Here is a 17,685-nt window from a genome sequence, read left to right as displayed (position 1 = left end):
GCCCGGGACGCTAGGAAGGGCGCAGGGGTGGTGGTGCCGTTGGAGTCCAGGGGCAAGACGTCCGTCGAACCGTCCGCCGACGCGGAGCTGCACCGGCGGCTGGTCCACGGCGACGAGTCGGCGCTGACGGAGGCGTACACGGCGTACGGCGGGCTGGTGCGGCGGGTGGCCCTGCGGGTCACCCGGACTCCGGCCGCCGCCGAGGACGTGGCGCAGGAGGTCTTCGCCCAGCTGTGGAGCAGGCCGTACGCCTTCGACGCCGGCCGGGGCACCCTGCGCACCTGGCTGTCCCTGCTCGCCCACCGGCGGGCCGTCGACTGGGTGCGCAGCGAGGCCCGGCACCGCAAGGACGCCCGCGCCGACGACCTCGCTCTGCACACCATCCCCGATGCCGCTCCCGGCCCCGACGAGGCGGTCGTCGACCGGGAACGCTCCCTGCTCCTGCACTCCGCGCTCGCCGAACTCCCGCAGTCGCAACGGGAGGTGGTGCACCTCGCCTACTTCGCGGGCCGTACCTACCGGCAGGCCGCCGTCGAACTCGGCATCCCCGAGGGCACCGCCAAGACCCGCCTGCGCAAGGCACTGCGCACCTTGGCCGCGTCCTTGGCGGATGCGCCCGACCCGCCCGACCCGGCGTGGGAGGCAGGCGCATGATGGCAGGCGGGGAACCGCGGCAAGAGCGGGAAGGAGGTGTGCGATGACCACGGATCACGAGGGCGTACGGGACCTGCTGGCCGCCTGGGCCTTCGGCGCCCTGGAACCGGCCGACGAGGAGAGGGTTTCCCGGCACCTGGCCGAGTGCGAGGACTGCGCGGGGGAGGCGGAACGGCTGCGGGAGACGGTACGACTGCTGGACGGACCGCCGCCGGTCGAGCCCTCGCAGCGGCCCGCCGCGCCGCCCGGCGTGCTGCCGCTCGCCCTGCGCGTCCGCCCGCCCGCACCCCGTGTCGCCCCGCACGCCGCCCCCTACGCCGCCGCCGTCGCCGGGCTCAGGGCGCTGCTGCCCGAGGCGGACGGCCGCTGGGGGACCTGGGTGGTGCACGACTGGGACGTGCACGCGACCGTGGCCCACCTCCTCGCCGCGGACGAGCCCCTGGCCGGCCGGCTCGGCGTCGGCACTCGGGTGCCGCCCGCGCCGCCCGCCGACGAGAGCACGGACTGGGAGCAGGTCTGGAACCGGCGTACCGCCCAGGTCATCGCCCACGAGTCGGGCCGTACGCCCGAAGAGACGGTCGCCGACTGGGCCGCCCAGGCGGACGCGCTGCTCGCCACGCCCGAGGCGCGTGATCCCCAACCGGCGGCGTCGGCCGTGACGTTGATGGGGATGCGGCTGCCGGTCGCCGAGCACTTCCTGGTGCGGGCCTTCGAGGTGTGGATCCACACCGACGACATCGGCCGCGCCCTCGGCCTGCCCGTCCCGCCGCCGCCCGAGGCACACCTGTGGCAGCTGGTCCGGCTGGCCGTCCGCGTCCTCGGCCTGGCCCTGGGACCGACCGCGCCGCCGGTGCTGTTCGCGGTCACCGGCGGCGAGGAGTGGGTGCTGGGCTCCGAGGACGAGCCCGTACGCGCCGAACTCGCCCTGAACCCCGTCGACTTCTGCCTCCTGGTCGGCGGACGGTACGCACCCGACGAGGTGCCGCGGGGCGCCGACGGGGACGCGGAGGCCGTACGGAACGTGCTGGAGCGGGCGGCGTCACTCGCCTGGCTGTGACACCGCCCGCTCCCCGAGGACCTATCGCACCGGCGTGAAGTCCCTGGCCCCGATGAACTCCGGCCGGCGCACCGGCGCCGCGAACGGCTCGACCGCCTCGTTCTCCACGCTGTTGAACACGATGAAGACGTTGCTGCGCGGGAAGGGCGTGATGTTGTCGCCCGAGCCGTGCATGCAGTTGCAGTCGAACCAGGTCGCCGAACCGGCCTTGCCGGTGAACAGCTTGATGCCGTACTGGCTCGCCATGGCGGTCAGCGCCTCGTCGGACGGCGTGCCCGCGTCCTGCATCTGCAGCGACTTCTTGTAGTTGTCCTTCGGAGTGGCCCCCGCACACCCGAGGAACGTACGGTGCGACCCCGGCATGATCATGAGACCGCCGTTGGTGTCGTAGTTCTCGGTGAGCGCGATCGAGACCGACACCGTGCGCATGTTCGGCAGACCGTCCTCGGCGTGCCAGGTCTCGAAGTCGGAGTGCCAGTAGAAGCCGCTGGCGCCGAAGCCGGGCTTGACGTTGATCCGCGACTGGTGGACGTACACGTCCGAGCCGAGGATCTGCCGGGCCCGGCCGACGACCCGTTCGTCGCGCACGAGGTTCGCGAAGATCTCGCTGATCTTGTGCACCTCGAAGACGGACCGGATCTCCTGGGTCCGCGGCTCGACGATGGACCGCTCGTCGGCCCGGATCGCGGGATCCGTGACGAGCCGCTCCAACTCGCTGCGGTACAGGGGAACTTCGTCCGGGCCGATGAGCTGGTCGACGGCGAGGAAGCCGTCACGCTCGAAGGACTGCAGCCCGGCGTGGGCGATCGGGCCGGGCGTTCCGGGCGCGGACCACACGACCGGGTCCTTGCGCTCGGTGGCCACCTCGGTGGCGCCACGACTGGGATAGAGATCGGGGATCCTGGTGGCGGTCGTCATGGTGATGTCACACCTCCTCGGGTTCGGTGAGCAACGGGTAGACACCGTTCTCGTCGTGGTCCTCCCGGCCGGTCACGGGCGGGTTGAAGACACAGATGCAGCGGAAGTCCTTCTTGATCCGCATCGTGTGCCGCTCGTGGCCGTCGAGCAGGTACATGGTCCCGGGCGTGATCGCGTACTTCTGCCCGGTCTCGTCGTCGGTGAGCTCGGCCTCGCCCTCGACGCACACGACGGCCTCGACGTGGTTCGCGTACCACATCGACGTCTCCGTACCCGCGTACAGGACCGTCTCGTGCAGGGAGAAGCCGACCTTCTCCTTGGCGAGGACGATGCGTTTGCTCTCCCAGGTGCCGGACTCGGCCTTCACGTGCCGGTCGGTGCCTTCGAGGTCCTTGAACGAACGGACGATCACGGTGCTGCGATGCCTCCTAGGTGGATGTGCTGATGGGTGGGGCCCGAAGGGCTCAGGCGGTCTCGCGGACGGCACGGGCGAGGATGCTCAGCCCGGCGTCCAGTTCCTCGGGCGTGATGGTGAGCGCCGGCAGCAGCTTCACGACCTCGCTCTCCGGGCCCGACGTCTCGATGAGCAGCCCGAGTTCGAAGGCGCGGTGCGCGATCTTGCCGGCCCGCTCCTTGTCGTGGAACTCCATGCCCCACACGAGCCCGCGTCCCCGGTACTCCTTCACGTCGGCGGGGTTCTCCTCGGTGATGGAGATGAACGCCTGCTCGACCTGCTCGCCGCGCTTGCGGGTCTGCTTCTCCATCACGGAGCCGTCCGCCCAGTACGCCTCCAGCGTGGCGGTGGCCGTGACGAAGGCGGGGTTGTTGCCGCGGAAGGTGCCGTTGTGCTCGCCCGGCTCCCAGATGTCCAGCTCGGGCTTGAACAGGCACAGCGACATGGGCATGCCGTAGCCGCTGATGGACTTGGACACGGTGACGATGTCGGGCGTGATGCCGGCCTCCTCGAAGGAGAAGAAGGCGCCCGTACGTCCGCAGCCCATCTGGATGTCGTCGACGATGAGCAGCATGTCCTGCCGCCGGCACAGCTCGGAGAGCGCGCGCAGCCACTCCGGACGCGCGACGTTGATGCCGCCCTCGCCCTGCACGGTCTCCACGATCACCGCGGCGGGCTTGTTGAGCCCGGAGCCCTGGTCCTCGAGCAGTCGCTCGAACCAGAGGAAGTCCGGGACCTTCCCGTCGAAGTAGTTGTCGAACGGCATCGGCGTCCCGTGGACGAGCGGGATGCCCGCGCCGGCCCGCTTGAAGGCGTTGCCGGTCACGGCGAGCGAGCCGAGCGACATGCCGTGGAAGGCGTTGGTGAAGGACACGATCGCCTCGCGCCCCTTCACCTTCCGCGCCAGCTTCAGCGCGGCCTCCACGGCGTTGGTGCCCGTCGGCCCGGGGAACATGACCTTGTACGGCAGGTCGCGCGGCCGCAGCACGAGGTTCTGGAAGGACTCCAGGAAGGCCCGCTTGGCGGTGGTCGACATGTCGAGACCGTGCGTGACGCCGTCCCGCTCCAGGTAGTCGATCAGCGCCCGTTTGAGAACGGGGTTGTTGTGGCCGTAGTTGAGCGAGCCCGCTCCGGCGAAGAAGTCGAGGTACTCGTGGCCGTCCTCGTCGTACATGCGGCTGCCCTGCGCACGGTCGAAGACGGTGGGCCAGCCGCGGCAGTAGCTGCGCACCTCGGACTCGACGGTCTCGAAGACACTGAGGTCGGGCTGGGTGATGGTCACGACGAATCGCTCCTCGTTGCGTGGCGGGTTGCGTGGGGGTCAGGCGGCGGGAGTGAGGGACAGGGGCCCGATGCGGTACAGGACTTCGGGGTCGTGCGGGCCGTCGGGGAACACGCCGGCGTCGAACAGCACCTCGCGCTCCAGGCGGGCGCCGTGACGCTCGGCGAACGACGTGAACAGCCGCTCGGAGGCGGTGTTGCCCGGCGTGATGGTGGTCTCGACGCCGGTCACCCCGCGTTCGGCTGCGGTGCGCGCGACCAGCCCGTCCAGCAGGGCGGCGGCGAGCCCGCGCCCGCGGTGCGACTCGTCCACGGCCACCTGCCAGACGAGCAGGGTGCCGGGGCGGTCCGGCCGGACGTAGCCGGTGACGAAGCCGACCGGCTCGCCGTGCTCGTCGCGAGCGACGGCCGACGTGGCGGCGAAGTCGCGACACCACAGCAGATAGCTGTAGGACGAGTTCAGGTCGAGAACCTTCGAGTCCCTTGCCATCCGCCACAGCGCGGCTCCGTCCGCCACCACCGGGCGGTCGATTTGCAGGTCTGCTTGTGCGGCAGTCATGCCCAGTGAATTTACCGAGGGAAATTGAAAAATGCATCGCCGGATGGGGTTACGTCCGGGCGCTGTTTATGTTATCCGCGCGGGTGCATGCGAAAGAATGTGGCGATTTGAACGGAAAATAGGGGGCGAAATGGACAGTGTGTGTAACGCGTCACAGCCATGTAATCCCCACGAGATCTGCCCGAATTCCACCGATGGGCGTTCGCGGAATCTTTGCGTTTAGGTCGAGAAAAAGCGGGCAGAAGAATACGGGAAGCTGCACGTAAAAGAATACCCGGAATTCTCTCGGAATTAGGCTCCGGTTACTCCGTCGATCCGTTCCCGCAGAATGTCGGCGTGCCCGTTGTGGCGCGCGTACTCCTCGATCATGTGGATGTACACCCATCGCAGACTGACCTCGGCGCCGGCCATGAACCCGTCGGCGATCCGCCCCACGTCGTCCAGCGACCGCCCCGCACACAGCTCGTCCCCGCGCGCGACCTCCCGCCGCCACACCGCCAGCGCCTCGTCGAGCCCCCGCTCCGGATCGAGGACGTGCCCGTTCCCCTCCCCGTGCAACGGCGGTACGTCCTGCCCCGCGGCCACCCGCTGGAACCAGTTCCGCTCCACCTCCGCGAGGTGCCGCACCAGCCCGAGCAGCGTGAGCGACGACGGCTGCGCGGACGCCCTGCGCACCTGCGCGTCGTCCAGCCCCGCGCACTTCAGCTCCAGCGTGGCCCGGTGGAAGGCGAGCCAGCTCTCCAGCATGGGGCGCTCGTCGCCGGTCAGAAGGGGAACGGGGCGGCCGTCGGGGAGAGTTGAGGGAGTGTCTGTGGTCATGAACCGAGCATGCCACGGGGGTTCGCGGCCGGTCCGGCCTTCGGGAACGAGGCGCCTTTGGCCGAGGCGGGGGTCAGCCGGCGACTACCGCCACGCACCCTCGACCGCCCGCAGCGCCCCCTCCACGTCCACACTCAGTCCCTGGTCACGCAACGCGGCCCCCAGGGCCGCCAGACTCGCCCGCACCGCCCCCTGCGTGGCGTCCGCCCCGTAGTGGTTCACCCGGATCATCTCCTTGGCCAGCGCACCCCCGCCCGCCACCAGCGGCACCGCCGGGTCCGACTCCAGGGCCCGGGCCACCAGCTCCGACGCCACCACCCCCGAAGGCGCCCTCAGCGTCGTGGCGACAGGCGCGGCCTCCGCGTCCTCGTACACGTACGGCTCCAGGCCCGCGCCCAGCGCCCGTGCCCCGGCCCGCGTCGCCGCGGCGGCGCGCCGGTGCCGGTCCATCACGGTGTCCGGCCCGGCCGCCTCGATCCGCTCGACGCACGCCTCCAGCGCGAGCATCTCCAACTGCGCCGGCGCGTGCGGCAGCGCCGTGCGGCCGCCGTCTGTCCACCTCTCCTTCCAGTCCAGCAAGGAGAGGTACGACCGTCGCGGGGCCCCCGGATTCGCGGCCATCCGCGCCCACGCCCGCTCGCTCACCGACACGGCCGAGACCCCCGCGGGCCCGCCCATCGCCTTCTGCGCCCCGATCACGCACAGGTCGACGCCCCACGCGTCCGGCAGCACCGGCTCCGCGCCGATGGAGGCGACGGCGTCCAGGTAGAACAGCGCACCGTGGCGCCGTACGACCTCGCCGATCTCCGCGACCGGGTTGGTGTTGCCGGTCGCGGCCTCGGCGTGCACCAGGGACACGAAGTCGATCTCCGGATGCTCGGCGAAGGCGTCCCGGATCTGTTCGGCGGTGACGGCCGTGTGGAAGGGCACCGCCAGGTCGATGACCCGCGCGCCGCAGTCGCGCAGCCAGTCGCCGAAGGTCTGCCCGTACGGACCGGTGATGACGTTCAGCGCCGTGGTGCCCGGTCCGGCGGTGGAACGGATCGCACCCTCCAGCGGCAGCAGTGCCTCGCCCTGCATGATCACCACGTCCTGTCGGGTGCTCAGCAGACGCGCCACGCGGTCCTCGATCGACGCGAAGTGCGCCGCGGTCAACGGGGCCAGATCCAGGAACGGATGCGTCACGGCAGTGCTCTCTTCACTCACGGGGCGACGACTCCCTCACGGGGCAACGACTCCCACCCATGGGGCAACGACTCCCACTCGCGGGGTAACGAGTGTCACTCACGGGGTAGACGAGACGAGGGTAACCGCCCTCCGCCGCCCTTCTCCGGCCGATGACTTCTCAGGCCGGACGGACCCGCAACCATTGGTTTGATTTGAGGAACCCAAAGTTCTCCTTATAATCTCAAGCCTCTGACGTCATAGTTCCCCCATAGGAAGGCCCGCCGTGAACACGCCCCTCGGTCGCCGGACCCGCGTCCTGGCTGCCATCACCGCGACGGCCGGGCTGGTGCTCGTGTCCGCCTGCACGTCCACCGACGACGGCGGCAGCGGCTCGAAGACCGCCGCCGGCGGGGTCGAGCTGGTCAGGGCCGGCCAGCTCACCACGTGCACGCACCTGCCCTACCCGCCCTTCCAGTCGGAGATCGACGGCAAGGTGCAGGGCTTCGACGTCTCACTGATCGACCTGGCCGCCAAGGACCTGGGCGTGAGGCAGGACATCCTCGACCAGCCCTTCGAGAACTTCAAGACCGGCGGGTCCCTCAACGCCGGCCAGTGCGACCTCGCCGCGGCCGGCATGACCATCACCGAGGAACGCAAGAAGAACGTCGACTTCTCGGACCCGTACTTCGACGCCACGCAGGCCGTCCTGGTCGACAAGAACGCCGGGGTCGGCTCCCTCGCCGACGTGAAGTCCAAGAAGGTGAAGCTCGGCGCCCAGGCGCAGACCACCGGCGAGGACTACGCGAAGGGCCAGGGCTTCGACCCGGTCTCCTTCGAGTCCTCCGACGCCGTCCTCAACGGACTGCGCTCCGGCCAGGTCAAGGCCGTCATCATCGACTACCCGGTCGTCCAGGGCTGGCTGAAGGGCAAGGCCAACGCCGACGCCTTCAAGGTGGTCGACAACCTCAACACCGGTGAGCAGTACGGCTTCACGGTGAAGAAGGGCAACACCAAGCTCCTCGCCGCGATCAACAAGGCCATCGCGGACGCCAGGGCCGACGGCACGTACAAGAAGCTCTACGAGCAGTGGATCGGCCCGTACGACGAGACCGCGGCCTCGCCGTCCGCGTCATGAGTGACGCCACCAAGCTCGAAGTCCCGCCCCGCAGAAAAGGTCTGACCAGGCGTCAGAAGCGCAGCCTGTCCCGCGGCATTCAGTACGCCGTCTTCGCCGCCGCCGTGATCGCCTTCGCGGTCTCGGCGGACTGGGGGCGGCTGAAGAACCAGTTCGCGCAGGCCGACATCGCCGAGCAGATGTTCCCGGACGTCATCACGCTGGCGCTGAAGAACACCGTGCTCTACACCCTGTCCGGCTTCGTCGTCGGCCTGGTGCTCGGCATGGTCATCGCGCTGATGCGGCTGTCGTCGGTCGGGCCGTACCGCTGGTTCGCCGGCGTGTACATCGAGATCTTCCGCGGCCTGCCCGCCCTGCTGATCTTCATCTTCATCGGCGTCGCCGTCCCGCTCGCCTTCCCGGGCACGGAGATCATCGGCGGCACCTACGGCAAGGTCGCCCTCGCGCTCGGGCTGGTCGCCGCCGCGTACATGGCGGAGACGATCCGCGCGGGCATCCAGGCGGTCCCCAAGGGCCAGATGGAAGCGGCCCGTTCCCTGGGCTTCTCACCCGCACGCGCGATGGTCTCGATCATCATCCCGCAGGCGTTCCGGATCATCCTGCCGCCGCTCACCAACGAGTTGGTCCTGCTCTTCAAGGACTCCTCGCTGGTGCTGTTCCTCGGCGTCACCCTGGAGGAGCGCGAACTGTCCAAGTACGGCCGCGATCTGGCCAGCACGACCGCCAACTCCACGCCGATCCTCGTCGCCGGCCTGTGCTACCTGCTGGTCACGGTCCCGCTCGGCTTCGTCGTGCGCCGGATGGAGACGAAGGCCCAGGAGGCCGTGAAATGAGCGAGAGGATTCCTGGGGCGCACCCGGAGATCGACGTACGGGCCCTGCACAAGTCCTTCGGCGACAACGAGGTGCTGCGCGGCATCGACCTGAAGATCGACCGGGGCGAGGTCGTGTGCGTGATCGGGCCGTCGGGCTCGGGCAAGTCGACGCTGCTGCGATGTGTGAACCTCCTGGAGGAGCCGACCGGGGGACAGGTCTTCGTCGGCGGCACCGAGCTGACGGACCCGGACGTCGACATCGACGCCGCACGCCGCCGTATCGGCATGGTCTTCCAGCAGTTCAACCTCTTCCCGCACCTGTCGGTGACCGAGAACCTCACGCTGCCGCAGCGCAGGGTGCTCCGGCGCGGCAAGGCGGAGGCCTCCCGGATCGCCGCCCAGAACCTGGAGCGGGTGGGACTGTCCGAGAAGGCGAACGCCTACCCCTCCTCCCTCTCCGGCGGCCAGCAGCAGCGCGTCGCGATCGCCCGCGCGCTGGCGATGGGCCCGGAGGTCATGCTGTTCGACGAGCCGACGTCGGCGCTCGACCCCGAACTGGTGGGGGACGTCCTGGCGGTGATGCGCAGACTGGCGAACGAGGGCATGACGATGATGGTCGTCACCCACGAGATGACCTTCGCGCGCGAGGTCGCCGACCGGGTCGCCTTCATGGACGGCGGAGTGATCGTCGAGGACGGCACCCCCGAGCAGGTCATCACCGGCCCCCGCCACGAACGCACCCGCCACTTCCTCTCCCGCCTCCTCGACCCGGCGATGGCCGAGGTGGAGGAGGAGACGTCGGACCAGGTGGGCGGCAGGGACTGAAGAGGGCATACGTTCCTCTGTCGGTCAGAGCCCGCGAAGCGGCATCATTCGGGCATGACGACTCTCGACGACACGGCCGGCTCCGGAGCCGGCACCGCGCTGCCCTCGCTGCCGGAGGACTGGGAACGCTGCCTCGCCGTGGCCGCGCACCCGGACGACATCGAGTACGGGGCGGCGTCCGCCGTGGCCCGGTGGACGGCTCAGGGCAAGCAGGTCACCTACCTGCTGGTCACACGGGGCGAGGCCGGCATCGACGGACTGCCCCCGCACGAGGCGGGCCCGCTGCGCGAGGCCGAGGAGCGGGCCGGAGCCCGAGAAGTGGGCGTGGAAACGGTCGAGTTCCTCGACCACCGCGACGGGAGCATCGAGGACGGGCCGGCCCTGCGCCGCGACCTCGTGCGGGCGATCCGCCGGCACCGGCCCGAGGTCGTGGTGACGGGCGCGTACACCGTGCGGATGGTCGCCGGAGTCGTCAACCAGGCCGACCACCGCGTGGTCGGCCTCGCCGCCCTCGACGCCTCGCGGGACGCGGGCAACCGGTGGATCTTCCCGGAGCTCGCCGACGAAGGGCTCGAGCCCTGGGGCGGAGTCCGCTTCGTGTGCTTCGCCGGCGCCGAGCGGCCCACCCACGGCGTGGACGTGACGGGCGCACCACTGGAGCGGGGCATCGCCTCGCTCACCGCCCACGCCGAGTACACCAGGGGCCTCGGTGCCCAGGCCTTCGAGCCCCGCCCGTTCCTGACCTGGTCGGCCCGACAGGCCGGGCGCGCGCTCGGTACCGAGGCCGCGGTCCTCTTCGACGTGTTCCCGCTCGCCTTCGAGGGACCACCACCCTGGGAGCAGTGACGCCGGGGCTGGCTAAGGTGCGGTGCATGAGTGATCGCACGGTGCTGCGCGTGAAGGGGCGGATCCTGGTCGGCCCGGACGAGGTCCGGGACGAGCTGTGGATCATCGATGGCCGGATCTCCTACGACCGCCCCGTCGCCGCCCGTGACATCCGCACGATGTCGGGCTGGGCGCTGCCGGGCCTGGTCGACGCGCACTGCCACGTCGGCCTGGGCCCGCACGGGCCGGTCGACGTCGACGTCGCGGAGAAGCAGGCGCTGACCGACCGCGAGGCCGGCACCCTGCTGATCCGCGACGCGGGCTCCCCCTCCGACACCCGCTGGACCGACGACCGCGAGGACCTGCCGAAGATCATCCGCGCGGGCCGGCACATCGCCCGCACGCGCCGCTACATCCGGGGCTTCGCCCACGAGATCGAGCCGGACGACCTGGTGGCGTACGTCGCCCAGGAGGCCCGGCGCGGCGACGGCTGGGTGAAGCTGGTCGGCGACTGGATCGACCGCGAGGTGGGCGACCTGGCACCCAGTTGGCCGCGAGAGGCCGCCGAGGCGGCGATCGCGGAGGCCCACCGTCTGGGCGCCCGCGTCACCGCCCACTGCTTCGCCGAGAACTCGCTCCGTGACCTGGTCGAGTCCGGCATCGACTGCATCGAACACGCCACGGGCCTGACGGACGACCTGATCCCGCTGTTCGCCTCGCGAGGGGTGGCGATCGTCCCGACCCTGGTCAACATCGCCACGTTCCCGCGGCTGGCCGAGGGCGGCGAGTCCCGGTTCCCCCGCTGGTCCGCCCACATGCGCCGCCTGCACGAACACCGCTACGACACGGTCCGGGGCGCCTACGACGCCGGCATCCCGGTCTTCGTCGGCACGGACGCCGGCGGCACGCTTCCCCACGGCCTGGTCGCGGCGGAGGTCGCGGAACTGGTGACGGCCGGTATCCCGCCGTTGAAGGCCCTCGCGGCGACGACCTGGGACGCCCGGCAGTGGCTGGGCCGCCCCGGCCTGGAGGAGGGCGCGGCGGCGGACCTGGTGGTGTACGAACAGGACCCCCGCACGGACGTCCGCGTGCTCGCGGACCCACTGCGGGTGGTGCTGAACGGTCGGGTGACGGCCTGAGGTTCGCTGAAAGAATGGCAGGCGTGATCGAACCGGGCGAACATCGACCTGGGTGAGTTCCTGTCCACCTGGTACGGCCCTCCGGCCAGGGACGCGACGCCGCTGCCGGATTCCTGCGTGTGGCTGCCCCGCCCGCTGCGGGACTGGCATGAGCTGGCCGCACGGTGGGACGTGCCGCTCGAGTCGTGACGACGATGATCCCGCCCGAGCGGATCGGGGTCGCCGACGGCAGGGCCGTCTTCATGGTGGACACCACCGGCGACTGGCGCTGGTGTTTCGACCCGGAGAATCCGCACGCCGTGTACGGCGCGGAACTCCACGAGCCCTGGGAGCGGAACCCCGAGCGGCTCGAGGACTTCCTCGTGCACCGCGCGGTGGCGGAGGTGCTCCACGGGGCCCCGCCACGCTGCGCGCGTTCGACGTCCCGGACGAGGCCCTGCGGGGACATCCTCGGCTCGATGGAGGAAGCGGCGTTCGGCGCCTGGCGCCGGCCGACACCGGGGTACCGGACCTTCATGGGGGACCACGTGGTGGTGAGGAGGCGGCCGCGGGTCTTGCCTCGCCCGTGCGGGCCGGGGTCGAGGGAGCGGTGCCGATGATCAACGCCGTGGCCGGTGCCGACAAGGGTGGCGCGCAGACGGAGACGGCGGAGGCGGAGACGTGAAGGTGCCCGGCGTGGGCGAGGTCCGCCTCGACCCCTCCAAGACGGAGACGACGACGCGTACCGCGGCCGCGACGGCCCTCGAACTCAAGGTGTCCGTCAACCCGTTGGAACTGAACGTGGCCGAGGTGACCGGCGCTCTGACCCTGGCGAAGGCGACCTGCGAGGCACCCCCGGCGCCTTCGAAGGCCCCCGCCGCGCCCGGCGGCACGGCCCCGGCAGCCGACGTGAAGCCGCAGGGCACCCCGGCCGAAGCGGGGTTGGCGCGGACCGGCGGCAGCTCGATGACGCCGTACCTCGCGGGCGGCGCGTTCGCGCTGGTCGTGGCGGGTGGGGGAGCGGTGGTGCTGGCGCGCCGCGGCCGCGGCTGACCGGCCGGGCAGGTTCGGCAGTCAACAGCCCTTCTGTGTCAGACCTGTTGACTGCCGAATGAAAACGTTTTAACTTCCCCTCACTCCGACATCGAGACTCGAGGGGGACCCGTGGTCGCTGTCCTACGGGAACGCGCAGGTACGGAGGAGGTTGACACAACTCGCCGTCGAACCAGTGGTGAACATCCGCGACGAAAACGTTTGCAGAGCCGTGGTCTCATCCTGCTTCTGCTGCCCGGTCTCGCCTACTTCCTGCTGTTCCACTACGGCGCCCTGGCCGGCAATGTCATCGCCTTCAAGGAGTACGTCCCCTTCGACGGACTCTGGGGCAGTCCGTGGGTCGGACTCGGCAACTTCCAGCGGATGTTCGAGGACGGCGCCTTCTGGGACGCGGTGCTCAACACCGTCTGGATCGCCGTCCTGCAACTGGCCTTCTACTTCCCCGTGCCGCTCGCCCTCGCCCTGCTCCTGCACAGCCTCACCTGGAGCTCGGTGCGCCGGTTCGTGCAGTCGGTGGCCTACCTGCCGCACTTCATCTCGTGGGTGATCGTCGTCGCCCTCTTCCAGCAGCTGCTCGGCGACACCGGCCTGCTCAACTCCTCGCTGGACGGCATGGGGTTGAGCACCGTCGACATCATCGGCAACCCCGACGCCTTCAAGCCGCTCACCGTCGCCCAGGTCATCTGGAAGGACGCCGGCTGGGGCACGATCATCTTCCTCGCCGCGCTGGCCACGGTGGACGAGCAGCAGTACGAGGCCGCCGCGATCGACGGCGCCGGGCCCTGGCGGCGCTTCTGGCACGTCACGCTGCCCGCGATCCGCCCGGTGATCGTGCTGCTGCTCATCATGCGGCTCGGCGACATCCTCTCCGTCGGCTTCGAGCAGATGCTGCTGCAGCGCGACGCGGTCGGCCCGGAGGCCGCCGAGATCATCGACACCTTCGTCTACTACCAGGGCATCGTCGGCGGCGACTACGGATTCGCCGCCGCCGCGGGCCTGTTCAAGGGCTTGATCGGGGCCCTCCTCGTCTACGCCGCCAACAAGGTCGCCCACCGCCTCGGCGAACAGGGGGTCTACAAGTGAGTGCCCGTACCCGCACCCCCGTCCGGCCCGGCTGGATGGAGAGGCCGAAGCCGCTCACCCAGGCCGCCAAAGCCCTCGCGCTCGTCGCGGTCGTGCTGCTGGTCTGCGTGCCGTTCCTCGTCATCGTGTCGACCTCGCTGGCCTCCACCGACGAGGTCGTCGACAACGGCGGCTGGGTGCTGTGGCCGACCGAACCCTCGCTCGACGCCTACCGCGACATCCTCGACGGCGGCATCGTCACCCACGCCCTCGGCGTCAGCGCCGGCGTCACGATCGTCGGCACCCTGCTCAGCCTCGCCTGCACGGTGACCCTCGCCTACGCCCTGTCCCGCCCCGGTGTCTTCGGCGGCAAACCGGTCCTGCTCCTCATCCTGTTCACCTTCCTCTTCCCGCCCGGCATGATCCCCAGCTTCCTGCTGGTCAAGGAACTGGGCCTGCTGGACAGTTACGCCTCCCTGGTCCTGCCCGTCCTGGTCAACGTGTTCAACCTCGTCGTCCTGCGCGGCTTCTTCCAGGGCATCCCCGAGGAGCTGTACGAGGCCGCACGGCTCGACGGGGCGGGCGACTGGCGGGTGCTGTTCTCGGTCGTCCTGCCGCTGTCCAAGGCCGCGCTCGCCGTGGTCGGCCTGTTCTACGCGGTGTCGTACTGGAACTCCTGGTTCTACGCCTCCCTCTACCTGGAGAGCGACCACTGGCCCCTGCAACAGGTGCTGCGCACCTACGTGGTGGCAGGTTCCGGGCTCACCGACGCGACGACCGGCGAGGGCACGATCACCGCCCCGCAGACCGTGCAGATGGCGGTGCTGGTGATCGCCACCGTGCCGATCCTGCTGGTCTACCCGTTCCTGCAGAAGTACTTCACGAAGGGCGTGCTCACGGGCGCCATCAAGAGCTGACACGGCACGGCCCCAGAGAACTGACACATCATCCAGAGCCGCGTTCGGAAAGGTCACCTGCCCATGCCCAGCATCTCCCGACGCACCCTGCTGCGTTCCGCCGCCGCAGTCGGCGCCGCCGTCTCCGCCCCCACCCTGCTGACCGCCTGCTCCACCGGCTCGGGCGACAGCGACGTCTCCAACGCGGGCAAGAAACTCGCCCCCTGGCCCGCCCACCGTCCCACCACCGGCCCCAAGCCGGACCTCGCCCCCACCGACGCCGGAGTCCAGGCCGGATACACCGCCTACCCCTCCGACCTGGTCAGGTCCGTCTCCCGCACCCCGGGCGACGGCTCCACCGTCAAGGTCATGTCGGTGTCGTTCGGCACCCCGCCCAAGCCCGCCTCCGCGAACCGGTTCTGGGCCGCCGTCGAGAAGGCCCTCGGCGTGAAGATCGAGTACACGATCGTCTCCCAGGCCGACTACCAGAAGAAGATGGCCACCGTGATGGCCGGCGACGCCGACACCCTCCCGGACATCATCAACCTCTTCTCCGGGTTCGTGCTGCCCCGCGAGGCCGAGTTCGTGCAGCGGCGGGCGGAGGACCTCACGCCGTACCTGTCCGGCGAGGCGATCACCGACTACCCCAACCTCGCGAACATCCCCACCCATGCCTGGCGCGACATGGGCCGCATCGGCGGCCGGATCTTCGGCATCCCGCTGGAGCGCCCGCTGCCCGGCTCCACCCTCTGGCTCAACCAGGGCATGTTCGCCGACGCCGGCATGACGGAGGGCTGGAGCGCCGACGACTTCGCCGCCGTCGCGAAACGGGCGACCAGCGGGCGGACGTACGCGCTCGGCGCCGCCCAGGGCTCCCTCTTCGGCAACGCCGCGCACTCCGCCGCCCACAACGCACCCCAGGAGTGGGCCGTCAGCAAGGACGGCACCTTCCTGCCGGGCTGCGCCGACGAACGCTACAAGGCCTCGATCGCCTTCCAGTCCCGGCTGCGCAAGGACGGCTCCTACCACCCGGACGCCACGTCCGTCTCCCAGATCGACCTCACCACCCTCTACTACAACGGCACGGTCGGCTCCATGCAGGACGGCTTCGGCGCCTACCTGCCCAAGTACCGGGAGTCACAGGGCAAGTTGACCCCGGCCGCCGCGCTCCCGTACAGCGTCGGCGGAGAAGCCGGCGGCATCGTCGCGGCCCGCCGCTCCTTCGGCTACACGGTGCTCAAGAAGGCCAAGAAGGAACGCGTCGAGCTGCTGCTGCGCATCCTCGACTACCTCGCCGCGCCCTTCGGCAGCCAGGAGTGGGAACTCGTCCACTACGGCCTCGAGGGCACCCACTTCACCCGCGGCAAGGACGGTTCACCACAGCCCACCAAGCTCGGCGAGGTGGAGAACAACACCAACCTGCCGCTGAAGTACCTCGCCGAAGGCCCCCAGGTGCTGTTCGTGCCGGGCATGCCCGACGCCGTGCGGGCGCTGCACGCCTGGCAGCTCAAAACCGTCCCGCACGCCGTCCGCAACGCCTCCTACGGCCTGCAGTCCCGGACGAAGAACGCCCAGGGCACCACGCTCAAGGCGCTCCTCGACGACACCGTCACCGGCATCGTCGCCGGGCGCCTGTCGTTGTCGGAGTGGGACGGGGCGGTGAAGAAGTGGCGGGCGCGGGGCGGCGACAGAATGGCCGAGGAGTTCGCGAAGGACTACGCGGCCAACACGTGACGGCTGCCGGTGGAAGAGGAGCGCGGGGGATGGGGAACGGCATGGGGTCCAAGCGGCGGGTCACGATCAGAGAGGTCGCGGAGCGGGCGGGCGTGTCGATGGCCACCGCCTCCCGCGCGCTCAGCGGCAACCACCCGGTGCCGCCCGCGACCAGGGCCCGCGTCCTGCGCGCCGCCCGCGACCTCGACTACGTCGCCAACGCGCACGCGCGCGCCCTGGTCGGCGGCGGCCGCAAGATGGCCGCGGTCGTCGTCCGCCAGGTGACCAGCCCGTTCTACGCCCAGGTCGCCGAGGGCGTCGAGGCGGAGGCCGCCGACCGCGGCTGGCTGTGCGTGGTCGGCGCGACCGGCGGGGACCCGCAGCGCGAGATGGAGTTCGTGCAGCTCATGCGGGAGGAGGGGGCCCGGCTGGTGATCCTGGTCGGCGGGGTCGTCGAGGACGACGCGTATCGCTCGCGCGTGGCGCACTACGCTCAGGCCCTCGATGCCACCGGCGCCCGGCTCGTGCTGTGCGGCCGGCCCGCCCCGGACCCCGACATCCCCGCGCTGGTCGTCGAGTTCGACAACGAGGCGGGGGCGCGGGCGATCACCGGGCACCTGCTGTCGGCCGGCCACCGCCGGATCGTCTTCCTCGGCGGACTGCCCGGCAACACCGCCCTCGACGCCCGCGTCACCGGCTACCGCGCCGCGCTCGCCGAGCACGGGCTGCCGGCGAGCGCCGCGCACGTCGTCGACTGCGGCCTGGGCCGCGCGGCCGGGCTGCACGCGATGACCGAACTCCTCAAGGAGGAAAGGGAGTTCACGGCGGTCTTCGCCGGGGACGACATGGTCGCCGCCGGGGCTCTGCGCGCCATCGCCGACGCGGGACTGAGGGTCCCCGACGACATCTCCGTCGTCGGCTACAACGACATCCCCCTCGCCGAGGACTTCAACCCGCCGCTCACCACCGTCCGCACCCCCGCCGAGGAACTCGGCCGCGCCGCCGTCCGCATCGCCCTGCGCGACCCCGACCACGCCGCCGGCAGCCACCACCTCCTCGGCACCCACATCGTCGTACGCCGCAGCGTTGCCCCGCCCCCGGCCACCGCCGCATGAAAGGGCAACCGACGCCAGGGGTCGTGCGCCGCAGCACTGCCGTCCCGGCCGCCCACCGACCGAAAGGACCTGCTCCCCCCTGTCCCTCGCCGTAAGCCGGGCGTTGCCCCCGCCCTCCGGCCATCGCCGGATGAAAGGGCAACCGACGCCAGGGGTCGTGCGCCGCAGCACTGCCGTCCCGGCCGCCCACCGACCGAAAGGACCTGCTCCCCCCTGTCCC

At 70.6% G+C, this 17,685-nt stretch carries 18 protein-coding genes and 1 pseudogene; 13 read left to right on the top strand and 6 right to left on the bottom strand.

What is annotated here, in order from left to right; genetic code table 11:
* The first annotated feature begins 27 nt into the window (after nt 1-27).
* Entirely contained in the window at nt 28-654 is a 627-nt protein-coding gene (locus ACZ5XS_RS22520; RefSeq protein ID WP_217235776.1) for an RNA polymerase sigma factor, read from the top strand.
* A 43-nt stretch (nt 655-697) separates the two neighbouring features.
* The gene (locus ACZ5XS_RS22515; protein ID WP_468653924.1) at nt 698-1,711 is read left to right on the top strand and encodes a maleylpyruvate isomerase family mycothiol-dependent enzyme; all 1,014 of its coding nucleotides are present in this window, start codon (nt 698-700) and stop codon (nt 1,709-1,711) included.
* Between the two features lie 21 nt (nt 1,712-1,732).
* Here the strand turns inward: ACZ5XS_RS22515 and thpD are convergent, their stop codons facing one another.
* The 6 genes from thpD to ACZ5XS_RS22485 all read right to left on the bottom strand — a co-directional run bounded on the left by thpD (nt 1,733) and on the right by ACZ5XS_RS22485 (nt 6,927).
* Nucleotides 1,733-2,629, bottom strand: coding sequence for an ectoine hydroxylase (thpD, locus tag ACZ5XS_RS22510; protein WP_468653922.1), 897 nt, complete (start codon nt 2,627-2,629; stop codon nt 1,733-1,735).
* A 7-nt stretch (nt 2,630-2,636) separates the two neighbouring features.
* The gene (locus ACZ5XS_RS22505; protein WP_217235779.1) at nt 2,637-3,041 is read right to left on the bottom strand and encodes an ectoine synthase; all 405 of its coding nucleotides are present in this window, start codon (nt 3,039-3,041) and stop codon (nt 2,637-2,639) included.
* Nucleotides 3,042-3,093: 52 nt separating this feature from the next.
* Nucleotides 3,094-4,365: a diaminobutyrate--2-oxoglutarate transaminase gene (gene ectB / locus ACZ5XS_RS22500; protein ID WP_468653920.1), complete on the bottom strand. Its 1,272-nt coding sequence runs from the start codon at nt 4,363-4,365 to the stop codon at nt 3,094-3,096.
* 39 nt (nt 4,366-4,404) lie between these two features.
* Nucleotides 4,405-4,923 carry a diaminobutyrate acetyltransferase gene (gene ectA, locus ACZ5XS_RS22495; RefSeq protein ID WP_217235781.1) on the bottom strand — a complete coding sequence of 173 codons (519 nt, stop codon included), beginning with the start codon at nt 4,921-4,923 and terminating at the stop codon, nt 4,405-4,407.
* A 291-nt stretch (nt 4,924-5,214) separates the two neighbouring features.
* Nucleotides 5,215-5,742, bottom strand: coding sequence for a DinB family protein (locus ACZ5XS_RS22490; RefSeq protein WP_468653918.1), 528 nt, complete (start codon nt 5,740-5,742; stop codon nt 5,215-5,217).
* 84 nt (nt 5,743-5,826) lie between these two features.
* Nucleotides 5,827-6,927 (bottom strand): pyridoxal-phosphate-dependent aminotransferase family protein, encoded by a 1,101-nt coding sequence (locus ACZ5XS_RS22485; protein WP_468654073.1) that lies wholly within the window; start codon nt 6,925-6,927, stop codon nt 5,827-5,829.
* Between the two features lie 265 nt (nt 6,928-7,192).
* On the opposite strand from ACZ5XS_RS22485, the gene ACZ5XS_RS22480 reads away from it, so the two are divergent.
* The 11 genes and pseudogenes from ACZ5XS_RS22480 to ACZ5XS_RS22430 all read left to right on the top strand — a co-directional run bounded on the left by ACZ5XS_RS22480 (nt 7,193) and on the right by ACZ5XS_RS22430 (nt 17,465).
* Nucleotides 7,193-8,044: a transporter substrate-binding domain-containing protein gene (locus ACZ5XS_RS22480; RefSeq protein ID WP_468653916.1), complete on the top strand. Its 852-nt coding sequence runs from the start codon at nt 7,193-7,195 to the stop codon at nt 8,042-8,044.
* A complete protein-coding gene (locus ACZ5XS_RS22475) occupies nt 8,041-8,877 on the top strand; it encodes an amino acid ABC transporter permease (RefSeq protein ID WP_468653914.1) in 837 nt (278 codons plus the stop codon). The genes ACZ5XS_RS22480 and ACZ5XS_RS22475 overlap by 4 nt, the downstream gene beginning before the upstream one ends.
* Nucleotides 8,874-9,683: an amino acid ABC transporter ATP-binding protein gene (locus ACZ5XS_RS22470; protein ID WP_468653912.1), complete on the top strand. Its 810-nt coding sequence runs from the start codon at nt 8,874-8,876 to the stop codon at nt 9,681-9,683. The genes ACZ5XS_RS22475 and ACZ5XS_RS22470 overlap by 4 nt, the downstream gene beginning before the upstream one ends.
* Before the next feature lie 54 nt (nt 9,684-9,737).
* Nucleotides 9,738-10,529, top strand: coding sequence for a PIG-L deacetylase family protein (locus ACZ5XS_RS22465; protein ID WP_468653910.1), 792 nt, complete (start codon nt 9,738-9,740; stop codon nt 10,527-10,529).
* A 26-nt stretch (nt 10,530-10,555) separates the two neighbouring features.
* A complete protein-coding gene (locus ACZ5XS_RS22460) occupies nt 10,556-11,647 on the top strand; it encodes an amidohydrolase family protein (RefSeq protein WP_468653908.1) in 1,092 nt (363 codons plus the stop codon).
* A 185-nt stretch (nt 11,648-11,832) separates the two neighbouring features.
* The gene (locus tag ACZ5XS_RS22455) at nt 11,833-12,246 is read left to right on the top strand and encodes a hypothetical protein (protein WP_468653906.1); all 414 of its coding nucleotides are present in this window, start codon (nt 11,833-11,835) and stop codon (nt 12,244-12,246) included.
* Between the two features lie 46 nt (nt 12,247-12,292).
* A pseudogene (locus tag ACZ5XS_RS22450) lies at nt 12,293-12,679 on the top strand (LAETG motif-containing sortase-dependent surface protein); the annotation flags it as partial.
* 228 nt (nt 12,680-12,907) lie between these two features.
* Entirely contained in the window at nt 12,908-13,762 is an 855-nt protein-coding gene (locus tag ACZ5XS_RS22445; RefSeq protein ID WP_468654072.1) for an ABC transporter permease, read from the top strand.
* Nucleotides 13,763-13,797: 35 nt separating this feature from the next.
* Entirely contained in the window at nt 13,798-14,658 is an 861-nt protein-coding gene (locus ACZ5XS_RS22440; protein WP_217235876.1) for a carbohydrate ABC transporter permease, read from the top strand.
* 63 nt (nt 14,659-14,721) lie between these two features.
* Nucleotides 14,722-16,371, top strand: a complete 1,650-nt coding sequence (locus tag ACZ5XS_RS22435; protein WP_468653904.1) for an extracellular solute-binding protein — start codon at nt 14,722-14,724, stop codon at nt 16,369-16,371.
* Between the two features lie 41 nt (nt 16,372-16,412).
* Nucleotides 16,413-17,465, top strand: coding sequence for a LacI family DNA-binding transcriptional regulator (locus ACZ5XS_RS22430; protein ID WP_468654069.1), 1,053 nt, complete (start codon nt 16,413-16,415; stop codon nt 17,463-17,465).
* Nucleotides 17,466-17,685 lie beyond the last annotated feature (220 nt).

This window comes from Streptomyces sp. NPDC033131 (genome assembly GCF_055578365.1).
The sequence above is the reverse complement of the archived record's forward strand: the minus strand, read 5'-3'. Positions and strand labels throughout refer to the sequence as shown.